At 65.7% G+C, this 19,977-nt stretch carries 16 protein-coding genes; 6 read left to right on the top strand and 10 right to left on the bottom strand.

All coding sequences use genetic code 11. The features are described 5' to 3' along the window. Positions 1-55 precede the first annotated feature (55 nt). The 5 genes from VGQ44_04565 to VGQ44_04545 all read right to left on the bottom strand — a co-directional run bounded on the left by VGQ44_04565 (position 56) and on the right by VGQ44_04545 (position 10,041). Complete coding sequence (locus tag VGQ44_04565; GenBank protein ID HEV8446063.1) at positions 56-2,707, bottom strand: glycoside hydrolase family 3 C-terminal domain-containing protein; 2,652 nt, start codon at positions 2,705-2,707, stop codon at positions 56-58. Beyond that, on the bottom strand, positions 2,704-3,753 hold the full coding sequence (locus tag VGQ44_04560) for an aldose epimerase family protein (GenBank protein HEV8446062.1): 1,050 nt from the start codon (positions 3,751-3,753) through the stop codon (positions 2,704-2,706). The genes VGQ44_04565 and VGQ44_04560 overlap by 4 nt, the downstream gene beginning before the upstream one ends. After that, positions 3,750-8,372, bottom strand: coding sequence for a glycosyl hydrolase 115 family protein (locus VGQ44_04555; protein ID HEV8446061.1), 4,623 nt, complete (start codon positions 8,370-8,372; stop codon positions 3,750-3,752). The genes VGQ44_04560 and VGQ44_04555 overlap by 4 nt, the downstream gene beginning before the upstream one ends. A gap of 41 nt (positions 8,373-8,413) precedes the next feature. Then, positions 8,414-8,842: a hypothetical protein gene (locus tag VGQ44_04550; GenBank protein HEV8446060.1), complete on the bottom strand. Its 429-nt coding sequence runs from the start codon at positions 8,840-8,842 to the stop codon at positions 8,414-8,416. Between the two features lie 110 nt (positions 8,843-8,952). Beyond that, entirely contained in the window at positions 8,953-10,041 is a 1,089-nt protein-coding gene (locus VGQ44_04545) for a THUMP domain-containing protein (GenBank protein HEV8446059.1), read from the bottom strand. Positions 10,042-10,152: 111 nt separating this feature from the next. Between VGQ44_04545 and VGQ44_04540 the strand changes: the two genes are divergently transcribed. Both VGQ44_04540 and VGQ44_04535 read left to right on the top strand, forming a co-directional pair. Beyond that, positions 10,153-10,665, top strand: coding sequence for a hypothetical protein (locus VGQ44_04540; protein HEV8446058.1), 513 nt, complete (start codon positions 10,153-10,155; stop codon positions 10,663-10,665). A 58-nt stretch (positions 10,666-10,723) separates the two neighbouring features. After that, positions 10,724-11,845: a mechanosensitive ion channel family protein gene (locus VGQ44_04535; protein ID HEV8446057.1), complete on the top strand. Its 1,122-nt coding sequence runs from the start codon at positions 10,724-10,726 to the stop codon at positions 11,843-11,845. Positions 11,846-11,861: 16 nt separating this feature from the next. Here VGQ44_04535 and VGQ44_04530 read toward each other — a convergent pair whose 3' ends face one another. Genes VGQ44_04530 through VGQ44_04520 form a run of 3 tightly spaced genes read right to left on the bottom strand, consistent with a single transcriptional unit; the run spans position 11,862 to position 14,410 of the window. Next, on the bottom strand, positions 11,862-12,935 hold the full coding sequence (locus VGQ44_04530; protein ID HEV8446056.1) for a dihydrodipicolinate synthase family protein: 1,074 nt from the start codon (positions 12,933-12,935) through the stop codon (positions 11,862-11,864). Then, on the bottom strand, positions 12,922-13,926 hold the full coding sequence (locus VGQ44_04525) for an NAD-dependent epimerase/dehydratase family protein (GenBank protein HEV8446055.1): 1,005 nt from the start codon (positions 13,924-13,926) through the stop codon (positions 12,922-12,924). Before VGQ44_04525 ends, VGQ44_04530 begins: the two co-directional genes overlap by 14 nt. A 4-nt stretch (positions 13,927-13,930) precedes the next feature. Then, positions 13,931-14,410, bottom strand: a complete 480-nt coding sequence (locus VGQ44_04520) for a SufE family protein (GenBank protein ID HEV8446054.1) — start codon at positions 14,408-14,410, stop codon at positions 13,931-13,933. A 96-nt stretch (positions 14,411-14,506) separates the two neighbouring features. On the opposite strand from VGQ44_04520, the gene VGQ44_04515 reads away from it, so the two are divergent. From VGQ44_04515 to VGQ44_04505, 3 genes are all read left to right on the top strand, one after another. Continuing rightward, a complete protein-coding gene (locus VGQ44_04515; protein ID HEV8446053.1) occupies positions 14,507-14,935 on the top strand; it encodes an OsmC family peroxiredoxin in 429 nt (142 codons plus the stop codon). Between the two features lie 87 nt (positions 14,936-15,022). Then, complete coding sequence (locus VGQ44_04510; GenBank protein ID HEV8446052.1) at positions 15,023-15,403, top strand: cupin domain-containing protein; 381 nt, start codon at positions 15,023-15,025, stop codon at positions 15,401-15,403. A 15-nt stretch (positions 15,404-15,418) separates the two neighbouring features. Continuing rightward, the gene (locus tag VGQ44_04505) at positions 15,419-16,210 is read left to right on the top strand and encodes an SDR family oxidoreductase (GenBank protein ID HEV8446051.1); all 792 of its coding nucleotides are present in this window, start codon (positions 15,419-15,421) and stop codon (positions 16,208-16,210) included. A gap of 57 nt (positions 16,211-16,267) precedes the next feature. On the opposite strand, the gene VGQ44_04500 is transcribed toward VGQ44_04505, so the two are convergent. Both VGQ44_04500 and VGQ44_04495 read right to left on the bottom strand, forming a co-directional pair. Beyond that, positions 16,268-16,756: a hypothetical protein gene (locus tag VGQ44_04500; GenBank protein ID HEV8446050.1), complete on the bottom strand. Its 489-nt coding sequence runs from the start codon at positions 16,754-16,756 to the stop codon at positions 16,268-16,270. A 152-nt stretch (positions 16,757-16,908) separates the two neighbouring features. Further along, the gene (locus VGQ44_04495; protein HEV8446049.1) at positions 16,909-17,829 is read right to left on the bottom strand and encodes a protein phosphatase 2C domain-containing protein; all 921 of its coding nucleotides are present in this window, start codon (positions 17,827-17,829) and stop codon (positions 16,909-16,911) included. A gap of 208 nt (positions 17,830-18,037) precedes the next feature. Here VGQ44_04495 and VGQ44_04490 point away from each other — a divergent pair, with 208 nt between their 5' ends. After that, complete coding sequence (locus tag VGQ44_04490; GenBank protein HEV8446048.1) at positions 18,038-19,870, top strand: amidase; 1,833 nt, start codon at positions 18,038-18,040, stop codon at positions 19,868-19,870. Positions 19,871-19,977: the final 107 nt, after the last annotated feature.

Below are 19,977 nucleotides of genomic sequence, written 5' to 3'. Positions count from 1 at the left end.
TTTTCCCGCCGCCGATCGTAGCTCGCGTCGCTGAGCGTCACTGGATGCCCGACTCCTATTGGATCTTGATACTCTTCTCCAATCGTATGTCCGCCGACGATGCCCCCACTCTCAGCCGAATCGGCTCCGCCTCGACCACCCACTGGTGCTTCGCCGCGTTCCAGTACGCGAGCGACTTCGCGTCGAACCGCATCGTGACCGTCTTCGTCTCGCCCGGCTGGAGCGGGACGCGGGAATAGCCGCGCAAGTCCTGCTTCGGCCGCTCGACCGACGATCCCTCGTGCCGCACGTACAGTTGCACGACCTCGTCCCCCGCCCGCGCGCCGGTATTCGTCACGTCCACGCTCACCGTCACCGATCCGTCCTTCGCGACCGACTCGGTATTCGTGCGCAGGTTCTTATATGAGAACGTGGTGTAGCTCAGACCGAATCCGAACGGATAGAGCGGTGTCCCGTTGAAGAAACGGTAGGTGCGGCCGGCCATCTTGTAGTCGTCGAACGACGGCAGGTCGTTCACGCTCTTGTAGAACGTCACTGGAAGACGGCCGGCCGGATTGTAGCTGCCGAACAACACGTCGGCGATCGCCGTTCCGGACGACTGACCCGGATACCAGGCCTCGATGATCGCCGGCACGTGATCCTGCGCCCAGTTCACGGCGACGGCGCTGCCGCTCATCAGCACGAGGACCGTCGGCTTGCCGAGCGCGACGACCTGTTCCATCAACCGCTCTTGAGGCGCCGGCAGGTCGAGGCTCGTGCGATCGCCGCCACGGAAACCGTCGATCTGCACCGGCATCTCCTCCCCCTCGAGGCGAGCCGTGAGTCCGAGCGCCAACACGACGGCGTCGGCCTGTCGCGCGGCGTCCAACGCCTCCGCGGCGAGCGCTTCGTGCGGAGCCGACCACACGAACTGAAGATCGGCGAGCCCGTACGTTTCCTCCGCCTCGACGCGAACGCGATACGAGCGGTTGCTCTGCAGCGTGAGCGGCGCGCCTTGCGAGAGACGCGGATCGGGGAATTCGCCGTCGTGCGACGGATACACCGACTGCGTGATCAAGCTGTCGTCGAGGTACAGCCGGAACTTCATCGTGCCGACCAACCCCAAGCGATACGTGCCCGTGGCCGGCGGCCGGAACGTACCGGTCCACCGCACCGCGAAGTCGTCGGGATTCATGTTGACGCGAGGCGCCCCATCCTTCCAGTTCGCGTCGATCGTCGCGTCGACGCGCGTGAAATACGGCGTGCCTCCGATCGTGTGCGAATTGAAATACTCGGCGTCCAGTCCTTGGGTGCCGTCGCGCGACGAAAACACCTTCGACGGCACGACGTCGAGGACGGGAAATCCGTCGGCGAGGTCCGACCCAACAGCGTACAGCACGCGGGCTTCGGGCAGCGCCTCGCGAATGCCGCGCAGCGGCGTCACGGCGTCCGACGGCATTCCGTTGTAATTGCCGAGCAGCATCCGCCACTGATCGGCGTTGGGGCCGATCACGGCGACCGTCTTCAACCCCTTCGACAAGGGCAACGTGTTGCCCTGGTTCTTGAGCAGCACGATGGACTGGTCCGCCGCGTTGAGCGCGATGGCGTGGTGCAGCGGCGAATCGAGATCGCCGATCGGAATGCTCGCCCACTGCACCTTCGATTGATCGTCGAACATGCCCAGCTTGAACCGCGCGAGGAACAGCCGGTACACCGACGTGTCGATCTGCGCCTCGCTGATGAGCCCCTGCTTCACCGCGTCCGGCAGGCTCGGCGTGTACGTGCGCGACGAGTTCGCCGAGGTGATCGAGCACTCGAGATCCGTCCCGGTCTTCACCCCGTCGGCCGCGGCTTGAGCCGGGGTGGCGGCGAATTTGTGGCGCCTATGAATGTCGTCGATCGCTCCACAATCGCTCACGACGTAGCCGGGGAACTTCCATTCGCCGCGCAGAATGTCGCGCAGAAGCATGTCGCTCGCGCACGCCGGCTTGCCGTCGATGCTGTTGTACGCGCACATGAGCGAGTACGCGCCGGCGTCCTTGATGCCCATCTCGAAGTGCGGCAGGTAGCTCTCGCGCAGATCGCGCTCGCTCACCACCGCGTCGAACGTGTGGCGTTCGGGCTCGGGACCGCTGTGCACCGCGAAATGCTTCACCGTCGACACGGTCTTGAGGTATTTCGGATCGTTCCCCTGCAATCCGCGGATGAACTGAATGCCCATCGTCCCCGTGAGAAACGGGTCCTCGCCGTACGTTTCCTGGCCGCGGCCCCAGCGCGGGTCGCGAAAGAGGTTGATGTTCGGCGACCAGAACGTGAGGCCTTGATAGCGCTGATGGCTGTCGTGCCGGATGTAGTCGTGGTACTTGGCGCGCGCTTCATCGGAGATGACGGTCGCGACGCGCAGCATGAGGCTGTCGTTCCAGGTCGCCGCCAGTCCGATGGCCTGCGGGAACACCGTCGCGAGCCCCGACCGCGCGACGCCGTGCAGCGCCTCGTTCCACCAGTTGTACTCGGGCACGTTGAGCCGAGAAATCGCCGGCGCGACGTCGTTCATCTGCGCGACTTTTTCCTCGAGCGTCATGCGCGACACCAGGTCTTTGGCGCGCGCTTCGAACGTCAACGATTGGTCGAGGTACGCCGGCGTGGCGCGCTGCGCATGCACGGTGAGCGGCCACACGAACAGCACGGACATTCCGAACGCGCGGAGACTCGAGCCGGGTCGTCTCATGTCGTTGAGAATCGGTAGACGGTCGTGGAAAGGAATTCCTCGCCGGGGCGCAGTACGGTCGTCGGAAACTGCGGCTGGTTCGGCGAGTCGGGAAAATGCTGCGTTTCGAGAGCGATCGCGCCGTAGCGCTGATAGCGATGGCCGCCTTTTCCAGGCCGGCCGCGATCCAAATGGTTGCCGGTGTACACCTGGAGCCCCGGCTCGGTCGTCGAAATCTCCAGCGCGCGTCCGCTCTCCGGATCGCGCAGCCGGGCCGCGAACGCAGGCGCGGGGCCCTGCGCCCTATTCAATGAGTGATTCAGGACGAAGTTGTGATCGTAACCGCCGCCGCCGCCGCCGATCCGCAGCTGTTCGTCGTCGTCGACGATCCGCTCGCCGATTTCGTGGGCCGTCAGAAAATCGAACGCCGATCCGCGCACGCCTCGGAACGCGCCGGTGGGGATCTGATGGTCGTCGACCGGCGTGATGTACGTCGCGTCGATCTCGAGCTCGTGCCCCAGTATGTCGCCTGCGTCGTGGCCCGCGAGGTTGAAGTACGAGTGCTGCGTGAGGTTGACGACGGTCGGCGCATCGGTGACCGCGCTGTACGACACCGTGAGCGCGTTGTCGTCACCCAGCGCGTACGTGACGCGCGCGAGCAACTGGCCGGGATAGCCTTGATCTCCCGCGTCGCTCTCCAGCGCCAGCACCGCGCCGGAAATGCCCGAACGCCGAAAGGGCGCGACCCGCCAGGTCCGGCTCGAGAATCCGCAGGGGCCGCCGTGCAGCTGATTCTCGCCGTTGTTGAGCGGCAACGGGTATTCGACGCCGTCGAGCGAGAAACGTCCGCCGGCAATCCGGTTCGCGAAGCGTCCGACGAGGCAGCCCATGTAGCGACCGTCGTTCGGGTACTCGTCCGCCCTGTCGAAACCCGTCACGACGTCCGCGAAATGGCCGCGGCGATCGGGCACGCGAACCGATGTGATCGTCCCGCCGCGCGCGATGAAATCGATCTCGACGCCGTTTCGGTTCGCCAGCGTGAAACGTTCGGTGTCCGTCGAGCTCACGGAGATGCGTACGCGTACATGCCCAACATCGTGCCGACGAAGCCGCCGGCGTGCTTGGTGCTGAGGATCGTGCCGTCCGCGTCGCGGAGGAGCGGAATCCACTCACCGGCGCGACGACCAAAAGAGAAATCGTATCGGCCGCCGCGTGCGTCGATCTTGAGGAACACGGTGCCGCCCGCCGGCATGCCGAGTGGCGCGCTCGCGAGCACGCTGTCCTTGGCGCGTGCCCCGTCGGACATCTCGACGCGGATGACCGTCGAGTCACCGGAGCGGGCGACGCCGATGAAGTAGTGGTGCGTCTCGTTCTGGAACGCCACCAGCCCCGCCTTGTCGCCCGGCCGCTCGGGGTCGAAGCGCATCGCCGTCGACGCGGTGGCGACGATGTGTTGCTGGCGCCGTCCGACGAACGACGGCTGGCCCGGACCGCTGATGTCGTCGCCGCGCGCTTGGATGGTGAGCCAACCCGGCCTCGACGTGAGATCGTACCACGTCTGCCGAACGGTTCGCATGAACGTCCAATAGTTGGCGAGCGTCGCCCCGGAAAAATCGTCGCGCACGTCGAAGTTGCCGCCGCCCATCGCAATCGACGCGCTGCTCACGGGAAGCTTGGGCCGCGTCAGAGCGTATGGAACCGTCTCCTTGCCCGATAGAATCACCGGCCAGCCGTTCTCCCACCGCACGGGCAACAGGAACGTCTCACGCCCGATGTTGTAGGTGTCGTTCGCGTACGGCCGCGTGCCGAGAAAAACAGCCCACCACTCGCCATTCTGGGTCTCGACCAAATCGGCGTGTCCGGTGGACGTCACCGGAAAGGCTCGCGACGGATCCAGATGGCGCTGCGTGAGAATCGGATTCGCGTCGTAGGCTGTATACGGACCGCGCGGCGACGATGCGCGAAACACGACTTCGGAGTGCTGGTCGGCCGTGCCGCCCTCGGCGCAGATCAGGTAGTACTGCCCCTTCACCTTGAGGATGTGAGGCGCCTCGATCCAGATCGGTTTCTTCGCGATGTCGACGCCGCCGTTCACGATCACCGACCGTGGACCGACCATCTTCTTGTTGGCGACGTCGTACTCCTGGATCCAGATCGCACGGTGCCCTTCATACAACGGCGCCTCGATCGGCGGGCCGTTGTTCGTGATGTACGCCCGTCCGTCGTCGTCGAAGAAGATCGATGGGTCGATCCCGTCGACCTCGCGCAGCCAAATGGGATCGGACCACGGCCCGGCAGGGTTCGTCGCCGTCACGATGAAGTTGCCGCCGCGGTCGATGAGCGTGGTAATCATGTAAAACGTGCCGTCGTGGTAGCGGATCACCGGCGCGAAGATGCCGCGCGAGATCCCGGCGCTATCCACGTGCAGCTGCGACGGCCGATCCAGCACGCTTCCGATCTGGGTCCAATGGACGAGGTCCGTGCTGCGGAAGATCGGCACGCCCGGGAAGTACACGAAGCTCGACGTGACCAGGTAGTACGCGTCGCCCGCGCGCGTGATGCTCGGATCGGGATAGAACCCGGCGAGAATCGGGTTGAAGAACTGGTCCGGGCGGCGCGCGAGTGTCGTGTAAACGCTGTCGTGGCCTTGGTAGTCGAACCAGTCGAAGCGGGCGAGCGGCGGCGTTCGGCGAGCACCGGGCGGCGCAAGCGCGACGTCGCCGTCGGCGCTGCCTTCTCTCCCGCCACCGTCGGTCGACTGTTTCGTCGGCGTCCAGCGGTTGAAGCTCTCCGGCGGGCCGAGGTACGACGGCGGGATCGGCCGCGGCGACACGACGAGCCGTTGCAATACGACGCCCGGGTCGACCATCCAGAACTTGAGCACGTGCCGGCCGGGACGCGTCAGCGTGTGCGACGACACCGGCTCCAGAACGTCGTTGGCGACGGCGCGCTCCCAACCCCGCTGCGACGTGTCCGTCCACGCGCGCACGATCTGCGGCGGCTCGTCGTCGATCGACACCGCGTAGCGAAGCCCGCTCGCCGAATTGGTGAAGTTGAGCGTCGGAGACAAATAGGCGTGCACCTGCACGCTGCCGCTGTCGAACATGAACAAGTCGTATTCGAGACGCGGTGTATTTCCGCCAGGCGTCACGCTTGCCGACGTGACTGGGATCGGTGTGATCGCCGCGCCGGTTTTGCCCAGACTCGGCACGCGCAGCCAATTGAACGGCGTCGGCGCCACTTCACGCGAAAAGTGCTCGGCGTCGATCGCAATGAGGCCACCTGACTCGATGAATCCCGACACGGCGTCGCGGGTCGGTGACGCCGGATTCTCGACCGGCGCTTGCACGACGATGCGAGAATCCTTGGGCCCGGTGATGGTGATCGCGACGCGGTGCGTTCCGACGGGCGCCCTTTTCCAGTCGACGGAGACCGCAAGTCGACGCTCGGTCGTGATCGTCCCTTTCGCCGGTGAGACTTTGACCCACGGCTGCGCGGCGCTGGCCGTGAACGCGAACGGCGTCTTGCCGCGGTCGTACACGTCGACGTGGTACGTCGGCCGAGTGTAGGCATCGAACGGGGCGAGCGAGAGCTCGCGCGCTCCGGGTGCGCCGGCCTGCGCCACGGTCATGCCGCCCGGTTGGCCAACGTTCGACGACGCGCTGTTCTGTTCCACGACGGCGACGCCCATCTCCGCGCGGGCCGGCACGACGATGGAGTCGACGCGCGGCATCGTGTTGCGCGGCGGCTCCTGCCAGTACGTGTAGCCGATGTGCGTCTGGTCCATCATGTGGTTCCACTTGCCGCCGGCGAGTTTCGTGTTGTAGTAGCGCGTGATCTCGGCGTCGTGGTCGAACAGCCGCCGTGCGCTGTCGGCGAGCGTGTTGGTCGCGGCGCGTCCCTCGGCGGCGTACATGCGGTTCCGCGCGACGGTGACGTAGAGCTTGTTCAGATTTCCAGCGGCTTCGATCGGGTGCAGCACGAGCTCGTAGTACGCGTCGTGCTGAGTCGGGGTGAGCTTCGCTTCGACCTTAGTCGCGACGGAGAGCAGCGAATCGTAGGCGGCGACGACGCGCTCGGCCTCGCGATAGTTCCGCAGGCTGTAGGTGAGCGTGTCGAGGAGCTCCGGCTTGCGACGGCCCGCGAAGTCCAGCGTCTTGGTGATGATCTCGCCGATCTCGGTCGAGCGCTCGCTCCCGAACTGCTGCGCGGCCCAGCGACGCGTAAACGCCGGCAGACTGGCCGCCGGAATTCGATTTGGATTCCAGGCGTAGGTGAGAAAAAAAGAGATTGGGAACTCCATCGGCTTGAGGTCGCCGACGTTCACGATCCAGATGCGCCGCGCGCCGTACTCATAGGCGAGGTGCATCTGCTCCCAGACGCGGCCGATCGGGTTCGTGTTGATCCACTTGTAGTTCCGCGGGCCGCCGACGTAATCGAAGTGGTAGTAGATCCCGAAGCCGCCGGAACGAGCCGTGTCCGCGCGCGCGGGAAGACGCCGGATGTTCCCCCAGTTGTCGTCGGAAAAAAGCAGCGTCACGTCGTCGGGGACGCGCATGCCCTTGTCGTAATAGTCCTGCACTTCCTTGTAGAGCGCCCAGTCCTGCGGCGTCTGCGACGCGGGCTTGTCGGTGACCGACGCGATGATGTCGCGCTGATCGTGCACGATTCGCTCGAGGAGATCGATGTTGCTCCCGGTCGTCATCGGCGTGTCGCCGTCGCCGCGCATTCCGACGGTGACGATGCTCTCGCGTTTCCCCATGTTCTTGATGCCGTCGGCCCAGAACGCGCGCAGCGTCGAATCGTTCTTTTCGTAGTTCCACTCGCCCTTGCCGTAGCGCTTCCATTCCTGCTGCGCGCGGAGCATCGGCTCGTGGTGCGACGTTCCCATCACGATGCCGTAGTCGTCGGCGAGCTGCGGATCGACTTTGTCGTCGTCGTTGAACGCGTTTCCCCACATCGCGGGCCACAAGTAGTTGCCTTTGAGCCGCAGGATCAGCTCGAAGACCTTCTCGTAGAACTTGTGGTTGATGCCGCCGAACTTTTCCTTCGCCCATCCGGAGAGCGCGGGCGCTTCGTCGTTGAGGAAAATGCCGCGGTACTTCACCGCGGGCTCGCCGTCGCTGTGCGCGCCAGGGAGCACGTAGAGGCTGGGTTGCCGGCGCACCGGCACGTCCGCCCACCACGTCCACGGCGACACGCCGATCGACGACGATACGTCGTACAGTCCGTAGATCGTACCGCGCTTGTCGCTTCCCGCGATGATCAGCGCGTGATCGACGTCGGCCGTCGGCTTTTCGACGATTTGAATGAGGAATGTCTCCCAACGCCCGGCGACGCGGGAGACGTCGAGTTTGCGATCGCGAACGAGCCCGTCGATGAACGCGTTGTGCCCGAGCGTGCCGGCGACGATCACGGTGCGCGTCTTGGCGGGCATTTCCGAGTCGACGGTGATGGCCGGGGCGCCGCCGCTCACGTGTCCGAGATCGCCGGCGAGATCGCGCGCGGCGCGTTGCACCCCGACGAAGTCGGCTGGGCTGACGACCAGTCGCGTGGCGCGGTGGGCGGCGACGAGCGGAAATCGTCCCGCGCCTTCCGCGGGCGTTACATATGGAAGTGCAGCCCCCTGCGCCTCGATCGCCCGCCCCGCGCATACAACCGCGGCGAGCCAGAGAGATACGGTCACCAGATGTCTTTTGGTACGCCAAACAACCCCGTAACTCATTGTCATCGAACCAGATCCGTCACCATTGAAGGAGGCGCTGGATCGGTGCCGGCGGGATGCGTCGACACATAGATCACCCCCGCGCCATGCCCGATTCCCCATCGCCCAGTCGCTGCTATGCCATCGTAAAACCGCATGTAGACGATGGTGTTCGCCGCGATCTCGCGCAATGTCTCGGTCCCGCCGAGTTTCGTGTTGTCGAGGTAGACCAAGACCTCGCTCGGCGTCCGAAAGCTGTCCGTCCCGCGCGCGTTCAACCAGTTCGACCGCAGAGCCTCCACCGCGTCGTACGCGGTGTTGAAGTGGCTTTCCGCGATCTGCTCTTTAGTCAACGTTCCATGGTCACGAGCCTCTCCCGCCTTGAGACGGGAGGCGCAGCCGCATACGACAACGGCCGCGGCCAGCACCGCGATTCGCGCGATTTGTCGCATCATTGCCTCCGGCCGGGTGGACGCCGGGTGTCGGCCGCCGGTTTGCGGCCGCCTTGATTCAAGCTGTCGTGAGCGCCTTTGATCTGCAAGAATCCGGCGACGCCTGTCGGTCAGCGCGTCGCATCACCCCTGACGTTGCCGACCATCATTCGCACGGGAATCCCCCCGTTCCGCGTCGCGAAGCATTCGCGCAGCTCGAGGCCGACCTGACCCGCGAGATGTTTGTCGGCGAGAAGTAAACCGACCGTCCACCCCTCGAGCTTCGCGCGCGCGACGTTGCCGAGCTGGGCGTAGAGATTCCAAACCCGGTCTCGCTCGCCCACCCGAACGCCGTATGGCGGATTGGAGACCAGCCATCCGCGACCGCTCGGCGCTTCGAGCGCTGAAATCGCCGCGACGTTGAATGCGATGTCGTTCTCGACCCCCGCGCGCGCGGCGTTCGCCCGCGCGGCGTCGATCGCTCCGCGGTCGCGATCTGCCGCGATGATCGGCCCGGGAGCATTCGCAAGTTCGCCCGCGTGCGCGCCGTCGACGAGCTTGGCCCAGGCGGCCGCGTCGAAGTCCGGCCACCCTTGAAACGCGAATTCACGATCTCCTCCGGGGGCCATTCGCCGAGCGATGCGCGCCGCCTCGATCGCGATCGTTCCGGAGCCGCACATCGGATCGACGAGCGGTGCGTCGCCCGCCCAATCGGCGGCCAAGAGCATCGCCGCGGCGATCGTTTCGCGCAGCGGAGCCTTCGCCAACTGCTGCCGATATCCGCGGCGGTGCAACAGTTCCCCCGACGTGTCGGCGCTCACCGTGCACACGTCGTGAAAGAGTCGCACGACGAACAGCTGCGCGTTTCCGCCGGGCGATTCGGAGTCTTCCTCTTCTCCCTCCGCGGATTTCTTCGCTTCGAATTTCACTCCGGGAACGCGTCGCGCGACCGCGTCGGCGAGTCTTTGCGCGACCGCCGCGCTGTGGTAGAGCTTCGACTTCCGGCACGTGACGCGAAATCGAACCGTCGAGCCGGACGTCAGGAATCGCTCCCACGCCACACGGCGCGCCGCCAGCTCGAGCTCGAAAAAAGCGCTCGCCTTGAACTCGGCGACTCGCACGAGCACCCGGCTCGCCGTGCGCAGCCAGAGGTTTGCGCGCGCGACGGATTCCATCGATCCGCGCCACCCAATCCCGCCCTCGAAAATCTTTGGGCGCACACCCAAAGCCGCGGCCTCACCCGCGCAGATCGCTTCGAGACCGGGAGCGGTGACCGCGAACGCATCGACGTGGTTACGCTGGTGTACTAGCATCACGACCCAACTTACCGCATGAGAACTTCATTCGTCGTCTTTGCCGTCGCCGCCATCACGGCGGGCGCGTGCACCCATAGCTCCTCCGGCCCGGCCGCGCCGTCCCGGCCCGTCGATTCGTTCGGCACGTTGAACGGCGCGCACATCGAGCTCACCGCCGAAGGCGGAATCGCTGCGTTGTCTACGAGCTGGCGGGCCAACCACGACGACCGCTCGTTCGTCTACGCGCGTCGCCACGTCTGCGGCACGAGCTGCCCCGCGCCGATGGACTCGGCCTCGGGCGCGTTCACGCCGGCCGCCGCGGATTCGTTGTTCAGCGTCGTTTGGAGCCTGGCGCCGATGAATCTGCACGACGACTACGGCACGACCCACAATGCGGCGGACATGTTCCAGTACACGCTCCGCATCACCTTCGACGGCGCCACGAAAACGGTTCGCGCCGACGACGGGACCATGCCCGACGCGATGCGGCAGATCGTCGTCATCCTCGGCGCCACCATCGACTCGGCGAGGGCGCACGGCAAGACCTGACGCCGGGAGCGCACCGCGGCGGGTTTGAATTATCATTGGTCGTCTCTCAGACGACCGAATGCGCGCGTTTCAATTCCTGTCCGACCTCTACAACTACAACACGCTGCGCGAGTGGATGACGGCGGCGATCGTCGCCGTCGTCGTGTTCGTCGTGGGCATCGCGCTTCGCGAGCTGCTCGTCAAGCGCGTCGGCGCGCTCGCCGAGCGCACCACGAACCACGTCGACGACATGGTCGTCGAGCTGATCGCGAAGACGCGGGCGTGGGTGATCGCCGTCTTCGCGTTGATGTCGGGCATCGCGCAGCTGACGCTGCCGCCGCGCATCGAGTTGATCGTCGGCCCGTTCAGCAAGCTCGTTTTCCTCTGGCAGACGGCGCTCTGGGGCGCCGCGGCCGTCGGGTTCTGGGTCAAGTACTACTCCATGAACCGCACGGCGAGCAACGACCGCGCGAGCGTCACGATGATCACGGCGATCGGCGTCGCCGCGAAGGTCATGCTCTGGACGCTCGTCGTGCTCGGCGCGCTGGAGTGGGCGTTCGGCCTGCACGTCACGACGCTCATCACGGGGCTGGGGATCGGCGGCATCGCGATCGCGCTCGCCGTGCAGAACATCCTCGGCGACGTGCTCGCGTCGCTCTCGATCGTCTTCGACAAACCGTTCGACGTGGGCGACACGATCGGCGTGGGGGACGTCACGGGCACCGTCGAGCACATCGGACTCAAGACCACGCGTGTTCGCAGCGTCTCGGGCGAGCAGGTAGTCATCGGGAACGCGGATCTGCTCAAGAGCCGGCTGCACAACTTCAAGCGGATGTATCAGCGCCGAGTCGTGTTCCGCCTCGAGATGGCGTTCGATACCCCGCCAGACGCGCTGCAGCGGCTGCCGGCGATCGTCGAGGAGATCATCACCGCGCAATCGCCGGTGAAATTCGACCGCTGTCACATCGCCGGCTTTGGGGACGCGTCGGTCCGCGTCGAAGCCGTCTACTACGTGCTGGACCCGGACTACAAGCGCTACATGGACATCCAGCAGGCGATCAACCTCGAGGTCCTCCGCCGCTTCGCGACCGAGAAGGTGCAGTTCGCGCTGCCGACGCGCACTGTGATCCACCAGGGACCGATGGCGACGAAGCTCGCGGTGACGAGCGCGTCGCCGCGAGAGCCGAGCGACGATATTTGACCGTCGCTCGCGACGATCAGTCGACGATCAGCCCTGCGTCCGTGACCTCAGGGTAGCTGCGCTCGACGCGCGTGATCTCGTCCGACTGCCCGGGCGACAGCACTTCGTCCGGATCGAGGCACCAAATGCCGTCGAGCAGGCCTTGGCGGCGCAGCACTTCGTGAATTCCGGGAATGCAGCCGGCGAAGCCGTTGGCCGAGTCGAAAACGGCGGCATTGGCGTCGGTGAGCGCGGCGCCGTGTGAGAGAAGCGTCGGCCCGAACTCGCCGGAGGCGCGCGCGTCCTTGATCGCCGCGAGGAGCGCCACGGCGCCGCGCGTCCATACCGCCCACTGTCCGAGCAGGCCGCCGTCGATCCATCGCAGCACGGTCGTCCCGCCGACGCCGATCGGAAACGGCGTGAGGAGATCGGCGACGATGTTGTCGTCGTTGCCCGTGTACAGCGCGATGTCGTCCCGGCCGGCCTCGACGACAGCTCGCACCACATCGATCGTCTGATACCGGTTGAACGGCGCGATCTTGATCGCCCACACGTTCGGGATTTCGGCGAATTCACGCCAGAATCGATACGACAGGACGCGGCCGCCGACCGCGGGCTGCAGATAGAAACCGAAGAGCGGAATGATCTCGGCGATCGTGCGGCAATGTGCGAGCAACTCGTCGTCGCTCGCCGCGCCGAGCCCACCGAGGCTGAGCAGGCCGGCGTCGTAGCCGACCGCCGCCGCCAGCTCGGCTTCGCCGGCCGCTTGCGCCGTCGGACCACAAACGCCGGCGATCATCGCGAAGATCCGCCCGTGTTCGACCTTGGCGCGGGCTTCGTCCATCGCCAGCTCGAGGACCGGGTGGAGGAGACCGACACCCGAGTCGCGGATCGCGAACTGCGTGGTGTGCACGCCCACCGCGACGCCGCCCGCGCCGGCATCGATGTAATAACGCGTGAGACCTCGCTGGCGCGTTTCGTCGAGCGCGCGCGATTCGGTGAGCGCGAGCGGATGCGCGGGGATCACCTGGCCGAGCCGCAGATGTTCGCGAACGCTCCGCGCCGGCGCGCCGGCGGCGGCGGGGCTCACGGCGCTCTTAGAACTTGCCATCGCGAGTCTCGAATTTGGTCGGTTTGCCGAGTAACGGCCCGCCGTTTTCGACCCAGTCGGCGACCCAGCCGCGAAGCTCTTCGAGCGGCACCGACATTGGCGCGAACGACGAGCGAAGCTTGCTCGTGTTGCTCAGCAGCGCGTCGGGCCGCTCCGTGCCGGTGAAGCGCGGCGCTTTCTTGAAACGTTCGCCGAACCACGTCGCCAGCTCTCGAACCGAAAGCGTCTCACTGCCGGTGAGGTTCACGACGAACGGCGGCGAGCTGGTGAGCGGCAGCGATTCGATGGCCACTCGGTTGGCGTCGCCCTGCCAAATGACGTTCACGTAACCCATGTCCACCGAGATCGGTTCCGAGCGAAATACCTTGAGCGCGATGTCGACGAGCACGCCGTAGCGCAAATCGATCGCGTAGTTGAGGCGCAGGATCGCCATGCGCGTCCCGTTCGCGCGCGACGCCATCTCGAACAGGCGCTCTCGCCCGAGGCACGACGCCGCGTACTCGCCGACCGGCGCGAGCACGTCGGTCTCGTGCGATCCGCCGGATTCAACCGGCGTGAGCGCATACACGTTGCCCGTCGAGAACGCGACGATGCGCGACTCGCGATACCGATCGGCGCAGTACGCCGGCACGAGGGTGTTCATTCCCCATGTCAGCTCCGGGCTGCCCGTCGTCCCGAATTTCTGTCCCGCCATGAAGATCACGTTCGGCGCATCGGGAAGCTTCGTCACCGCATGGCGGTCGAGAAGATCCGCCGAAACCGTCTCGATACCGGCGTCGTCGAGTTGCCGCCTCGCTGCGGCCGACGACCAGCGCGACACGGCCATCACGCGGCGCGAGTCGCGCGCGGCGCGGCGAGCCATGCGGGCGAGCGACGGACCCATCTTCCCACCCGCGCCGAGCACGATGACGTCGCCCGGGCAGGCGGCAAGCGCCGCCTCGGTCTCAGGTCGCGGTGACGACAGTGCGTCGTCGAGCTCGGCTTCGGTCATGTGGTTACGCGGCGCCTCGTTCCGCCGACGCGCGCTCAGCGTGTCGCTTGATGCGCGCGACCATCGCGTTGAGGCCCACCTCTCGCCCCGAGAGCCCGATCCCTTCCATCACGTGGTGCACGAAATCGTTCGGAATGGCCAAGGTCGTGGCCGGTGGCTGCTCGTTGATCGCGGAAAAGAGAATGGCAAGAAACGCGGCCACCGTTGGCGATTGCTTGACGTCGAGCTCGGCGTAGAAGTGAAGCTTGCCGTCGTGGAATTCCGGGTAGAGCTCCACCGCGGTCTGGCACTCCGGTACCGCGAACTGCGCCCGATCCAAATCCCTGAACCGCTGCGGGACGGGCTCGAGCTTCTTGGAGTAGTAGACCAGGGTCTGCATCTTTTCTTCCCGGCTCATCGCGCGGAAGCGCGACAGCACGCGCTCGATGCTGGGCGGCACGCGCTGCGCTGACGCGGGAAGAGGCCGAGGAGGAACGTCGCTCATCGCTCGGATTCAATGGCCGGCGTTGAACGGCGTCAAGGCGCGTCGGAGGTCAGTCGGCGCGATTCAACAGCCGCATACACGATAGAGGAACCTGAGATGCCGACACGGGATGCGAAGGCGCGTTGGGAAGGTGGGCTCAAGGGCGGCACGGGAACGTTCAGCACGGCCACCGGTCTGAGCGCCGATTACTCGTTTAGCTCTCGGTTCGAGTCCGGCGCGGGCTCGAACCCCGAAGAAATGCTCGCCGCGGCCGAAGCGGCCTGCTACAGCATGGCGTTCAGCGGCGCGCTCGAGCGGAACGGAACGCCCGCAACGAGGGTCGAGACCTCGGCCAAGTGCACCGTCGAGCGGGTGAACGACGCATTCACGATCACGCGGATCGAGCTCGAGGTGAACGGCGTCGTGCCATCGATCGACGACGCGACCTTTCAGAAGATTGCCGCAACGGCGCGCGACACCTGCCCCGTTTCGCGCGCCCTCAAGGGCAACGTCGACATCCAGCTCAAGGCCACGCTCGCGTCGTGACCATGGGGGATCGGGGAATCGCTTGCCATGCGCCGCGTTGTGCCGCAGCGTTACGCGAGCCTCACTCACACACCTACCGCTGAACCCATGTCTACCACTGCCGAACGCAGCGTCACCTACTACAAGTGGGACGAGATCCCCCGCGAGAACGTGTCGCCCCTCCTCGACCGGAAGCTGATCACCGGCGACAAGATGATGCTCGCCCACGTCTATCTGAAAAAAGGCTGCATCGTCCCTAAGCACACGCACGAGAACGAACAGCTCACCTACATCCTCGAGGGCGCGCTTCGCTTCTGGATCGGCGAAGACGAGTCACAGACCCTCGTGGTGAGCGCGGGGCAAGTGCTGCACATCCCGTCGATGGTGCCGCACAAAGCCGAGGCGCTCGAAGACACGCTCGACGTGGACATCTTCGATCCGCCGCGCCAGGACTGGCTCAACAAGACGGACGCGTACCTCCGGAAATAGCGCGCCGCCTCAAACATGGACCTCGGGCTCAAGAACAAGGCCGCGCTCGTCGTCGCGGCGAGCAAGGGATTGGGTCGCGCCGTCGCCGAGGAGCTCGCGGCCGAAGGCGCGAACCTCATGATCTGTGCGCGCAACCGCGAGGCGCTGGAATCCGCGCGCGACGAGATCGCCAAGTCGACCGGCGCCGACGTGCGTGCGGTCGCCGCCGACGTGTCGCAGGCGGACGGGATTACCGCCGTCACGAGCGCGGCGCTGAGCGCGTTCGGACGGGTGGACATCGTCGTCACGAATGCCGGCGGTCCTCCAGCCGGCATCTTCGAGATGCACGACTGGGCGACGTGGCAGCGCGCCGTCGATCTCACGCTGCGCAGCGCCGTCGAAGTCACGCGCGTCGTGCTCCCCGGAATGCGTCAGCGGCGTTGGGGACGCGTCATCCACATCACGTCCATCGCGGCCAAGCAGCCGGTCGACAATCTGATGTTGTCGAACAGCATCCGCGCCGCGGTCACCGGATTTTCACGGACCCTCGCCAACGAGGTGGCCGCCGACGGCGTGACGGTGAACACGCTCATTCCAGGCTACACTCGCACGGAACGCGTCGAAGAGCTGGCCGTCGCGAACGCGACGAAAGAGAGCACCACGCCGGCCGCCGTCATGGCGCGCTTCGAGCGCGAGATTCCGATGCACCGACTCGCCGAGCCTCGCGAGTTTGCCGCCCTCGCCGCCTTCATCGCGTCGGAACGCGCGAGCTATATCACGGGCCAGTCGATCGCGGTCGACGGTGGGTGGATTCGAGCGTTGATGTAGGGGGGACGGTGGACCGGTGGACCGGTCACTGCTTAATAGCGCTGTCGGATCTCCCGGTCAACCGAAGTATCTCGCCGTCCACCCGGATTCCGCCGGCTGCTCGAAGCGCGTGCGCCAGGCCGATGCCGCGCTCACGCCGGTGTCGAACACCGGTGTGGTCTTCGGGACATCGCCGCGCTTTACTTGCTCCACGAACTGATCGCGCGACGTCGTCGCGATCCCGTTCGCCGTTCGATAAAAGACGCGGCCGCCGCCGACGAGGCGAGAGTCCACGCTCCGCTCGAGCTGCTGCAACGCGCGAAACAGCCCGTCGATCGAGCATCCCGACGCATTCTCGGCGTTCACGTCCACGCCGATCGCGAGAAACCGGTGATCGCGCCAATCGCGCGCACACACCAGCGGCACGCCATGGGCTTTCCAGGCAGCGAGAAAATGGTCGACCGCGCCGAGCACCGCCGCCTCGGCGTCGCCGGTCAGCTCGCGGTCGCTGGCAAAAACCCAGAGGCGAGCGGAATCCGGCAGCGTTTCAAATGGAACGATTGGCATCGTCTTGAAAGATAGGCGGGGTTGCACGGCGGCCGTCTTGCCTGGAACTCTTGGTTCGTCGCGCCCGGTGAGCCGCTACCAAGCGATCCGGGGCCAGCCAAGCCAATCGACGGTCATTCGGCGCACGGACCAAGGCGATCTGCGAGCAACGATCAGACGTTGGGCACCGGCGTGCCCATCGGGGGCGTCATTATGCGGCGCCGCACCACGACGATCGTGATGTTGTCGCTGCCACCGCGCTCGAGCGCCAGGTCGAGGAGTGATTTGCAGACGTCCTCTGACGCCGAATTCTTGCTGATCTCTTTCGCGATCTCGTCGTCGGACACGTGTTTGGTGAGGCCGTCACTGCAGAAGAGAAGCACGGAACCGAACCGATCGATCCGCACGCGTGTGACTTCGGGAATCGCCTCCTCCGCCTCGCCGCCGACGGCGCGCGACAGCACGTGTCGATACGGCGACGAGGCAAGGCGCTCGCGCGGCATCACGCCCTGATCGACCAATTCCTGCGCGACTGTCTGATCGCGCGTCACCTGTGTGATCTTGCCGTCCCAGTAGTAGTACGCGCGGCTGTCGCCCAACTGCACCACGTAGAGCCACGGCCAAATCACGATGCCGAGCGTGAGAGTGGTCGCCATCGGCTTCGGGCCGCCGCGCTGCTTGGCCTCGGTGCGCACGGCCTGGTGCGCTTCCATCACGGCGACGCGCAGCGATTCGAGGAAGACGTCTTCTTCCAACGAGCCGGTGTCGTGATACGACTGGAGGCTCGACGAGACGTACCGCATGATCGTCTCGGTCGTGATCCGCGAAGCGTCCCCGCCGTCGGCGTTGCCGCCGACGCCGTCGGCGACCAACATGATCGTCGCTCGCCACTCGCCGCGCAGTGGGAGCAGATCCACATTCGGCAGGCTGGTCGCGTGGACGATCACTTCCGGATGGACGGTGCACGCGAGAAAGTGGTCCTCGTTCTCCGCGCGCTTCTTGCCAGGGTGGGTCAGCCCGAAGAGGTCGATTTCGTCGTTCCGAACGCGCTGACTCCGATTCACGTTCGTGGTGAACATCTCGGCGACTTTCATCGAGCTTCTCGGTTCCGTTCCCACGTTCTCTCCCTCGTAACGAGCAAGAGGCGCTCCGTCCGTGCCTAGCATGTCTCCGGCGAGCGCCACGGGCAAGATCCGAGCATCGCGAAGGTTTCGGCAACGAAATCCCTTGCTGGCGCGTTGGCCCCGAGCTAGGGATTAGTCTCGCGCTCCTCACGATACCTTCGCCACCTCCGCACACCTCATGTCCACGACAACGTACGATCGGCGCGCGTTCATGGCCTATTTCGGCTCGATCGGGCTTGGAAGCACGCTCTTGCCCGGAGTGCTCTGGGCGCAGGCGGCCCAGCAGCAAGGCGCCGCCATCACGGCCGAGCAGATCGCGGCCGCCGAGGAAGTGGCGGGGCTCAAATTCTCGGACGCGGAGCGCACGGCGATGGCGAACGGATTGAGCCGCGCGCGCGACTCCATCGGCCAACTGCACAAGGAACCGCTCGACATGAGCATGTTCCCGACGATCGTCTTCGACCCGCTGCCGGTGGGCAAGGAGCTTCCCAAGAAGACCAAGGAACCCGCCGTGCGCGCCAAGGTGCCGGTGATGGCGCGGCCGGGAAGCCTCGACGAGCTCGCGTACCAGCCGGTGACGCAACTGTCGGAGCTCGTGAAGACGCGCAAGGTGAAGCCGTCGGAGCTCACCGACATGTACCTGTCGCGGCTCAAGCGCTACGACCCGCAGCTCCACTTCGTGATCAACCTGACCGAGGAGCGCGCGCGCAAGCAGGCGGCCGACCTCGATTCAGAGATTGCTCATGGCCACTATCGCGGCCCGCTGCACGGCATCCCGTGGGGCGCAAAAGATCTGCTCGCCGTGCGCGACTACCCAACGACGTGGGGCGCGGGCTTGTATCAGGATCAGAAGTTCGACTATGACGCGACGGTGGTGAAGCGCCTCGACGACGCCGGCGCCGTGCTCGTCGCGAAGCTCACGCTCGGCTCGCTGGCGCAGGGAGACCGCTGGTGGAAAGAGCGCACGCGCAACCCGTGGAACCCCGAAACCGGATCGAGCGGCTCGTCGGCGGGACCGGCTTCAGCGACCGCGGCGGGCTGCGTCGGCTTCAGCATCGGGTCGGAAACGAACGGCTCGATCACCTCGCCGTCGCGTACGTGCGGCGTCGCCGGATTTCGTCCGTCGTTCGGCCGCGTGCCGCGCAGCGGCGCGATGGCGCTCTCGTGGACGACCGACAAGCTCGGCCCAATCTGCCGGTCGGCCGAGGATTGCGCGCTGGTCTTCGAGGCGATCCAGGGCCCCGACGGCATGGATCGCTCGATCAAGGCGTATCCGTTCAACTGGAACGCGAACAAGAAGCTCTCGTCGCTCAAGATCGCGTACGTCAAAGCGGACTTCGAGCGCACGGTGAATGGCCAAACCACGGCAATTCCAGAGGCGTCGAACTTCCTCGAAGTAATGCGGTCACTGGGCGCCAAACCAGAACCGATAGATGCGCCGACGCCGAATTACGGCTACCTCGATTCGATCATCCTGGACGCGGAATGCGGCGCCGCTTTCCAGGTCGACACGCTAAATGGCCGGATCAAGGAGCTGGAGTCGTACAGCAGTTGGCCGAACACGTTCCGCACGGCGGCCTTCATGCCGGCGGTGGACTACGTGAATGCCAACCGCGTCCGCATGCGCGCCATGGAGCAGATGTGGGACCTGTTCTCGAAGTATGACGTTCTCCTTACTCCGCGTGAGAACACCTCGGTCACGAACATCACCGGAACGCCCTCGATCGTCGTGCCCACCGGATTCGCCATCCCGCAATTCGGGCGTGGGGGCGGCGGGGGCGGCGGGGGGGGCGGCGGCGGTCGAGGTGGCCGGGGTGGTGGCGCGGCGCCGGGTGGGGGGCGCGGCGACTCCGCGGCTGCGCCCGCAGGACCCCCGCCACCGACGATTCCGCTGCCCACGGGCATGTACATCATGGGCCCCATCTTTCAGGACGAAAAGAATCTGCTCGTCGCCCACGCGTTCCAGCAGGCCACGGACTTCCACACGAAGCGTCCGCCGCAGTTCGCCTGAGAGTTTTACAAGAACGCTACAGGCTGGGAAAACACTTTCTCGCGACCGGGTGTCTAATTGGTCGGCGGCGGGGATGAAACCGCCGCCGACCGTTTTCTGTAGTAGTG

Source organism: Gemmatimonadaceae bacterium, assembly GCA_036003045.1.
Taxonomy (GTDB): Bacteria; Gemmatimonadota; Gemmatimonadetes; order Gemmatimonadales; family Gemmatimonadaceae; genus JAQBQB01.
Note: the sequence above shows the minus strand (reverse complement) of the source record. Positions and strands in the feature narration are given on the sequence as shown.

Excerpts from the sequence above, each read along its gene's own strand:
- VGQ44_04550 (HEV8446060.1), bottom strand. The coding sequence starts at position 8,842 with ATGCGACAAATCGCGCGAATCGCGGTGCTGGCCGCGGCCGTTGTCGTA.
- VGQ44_04535 (HEV8446057.1), top strand. The coding sequence starts at position 10,724 with ATGCGCGCGTTTCAATTCCTGTCCGACCTCTACAACTACAACACGCTG.
- VGQ44_04500 (HEV8446050.1), bottom strand. The coding sequence starts at position 16,756 with ATGCCAATCGTTCCATTTGAAACGCTGCCGGATTCCGCTCGCCTCTGG.
- VGQ44_04510 (HEV8446052.1), top strand. The coding sequence starts at position 15,023 with ATGTCTACCACTGCCGAACGCAGCGTCACCTACTACAAGTGGGACGAG.
- VGQ44_04495 (HEV8446049.1), bottom strand. The coding sequence starts at position 17,829 with ATGAAAGTCGCCGAGATGTTCACCACGAACGTGAATCGGAGTCAGCGC.
- VGQ44_04515 (HEV8446053.1), top strand. The coding sequence starts at position 14,507 with ATGCCGACACGGGATGCGAAGGCGCGTTGGGAAGGTGGGCTCAAGGGC.
- VGQ44_04520 (HEV8446054.1), bottom strand. The coding sequence starts at position 14,410 with ATGAGCGACGTTCCTCCTCGGCCTCTTCCCGCGTCAGCGCAGCGCGTG.
- VGQ44_04490 (HEV8446048.1), top strand. The coding sequence starts at position 18,038 with ATGTCCACGACAACGTACGATCGGCGCGCGTTCATGGCCTATTTCGGC.
- VGQ44_04525 (HEV8446055.1), bottom strand. The coding sequence starts at position 13,926 with ATGACCGAAGCCGAGCTCGACGACGCACTGTCGTCACCGCGACCTGAG.
- VGQ44_04530 (HEV8446056.1), bottom strand. The coding sequence starts at position 12,935 with ATGGCAAGTTCTAAGAGCGCCGTGAGCCCCGCCGCCGCCGGCGCGCCG.
- VGQ44_04540 (HEV8446058.1), top strand. The coding sequence starts at position 10,153 with ATGAGAACTTCATTCGTCGTCTTTGCCGTCGCCGCCATCACGGCGGGC.
- VGQ44_04565 (HEV8446063.1), bottom strand. The coding sequence starts at position 2,707 with ATGAGACGACCCGGCTCGAGTCTCCGCGCGTTCGGAATGTCCGTGCTG.
- VGQ44_04505 (HEV8446051.1), top strand. The coding sequence starts at position 15,419 with ATGGACCTCGGGCTCAAGAACAAGGCCGCGCTCGTCGTCGCGGCGAGC.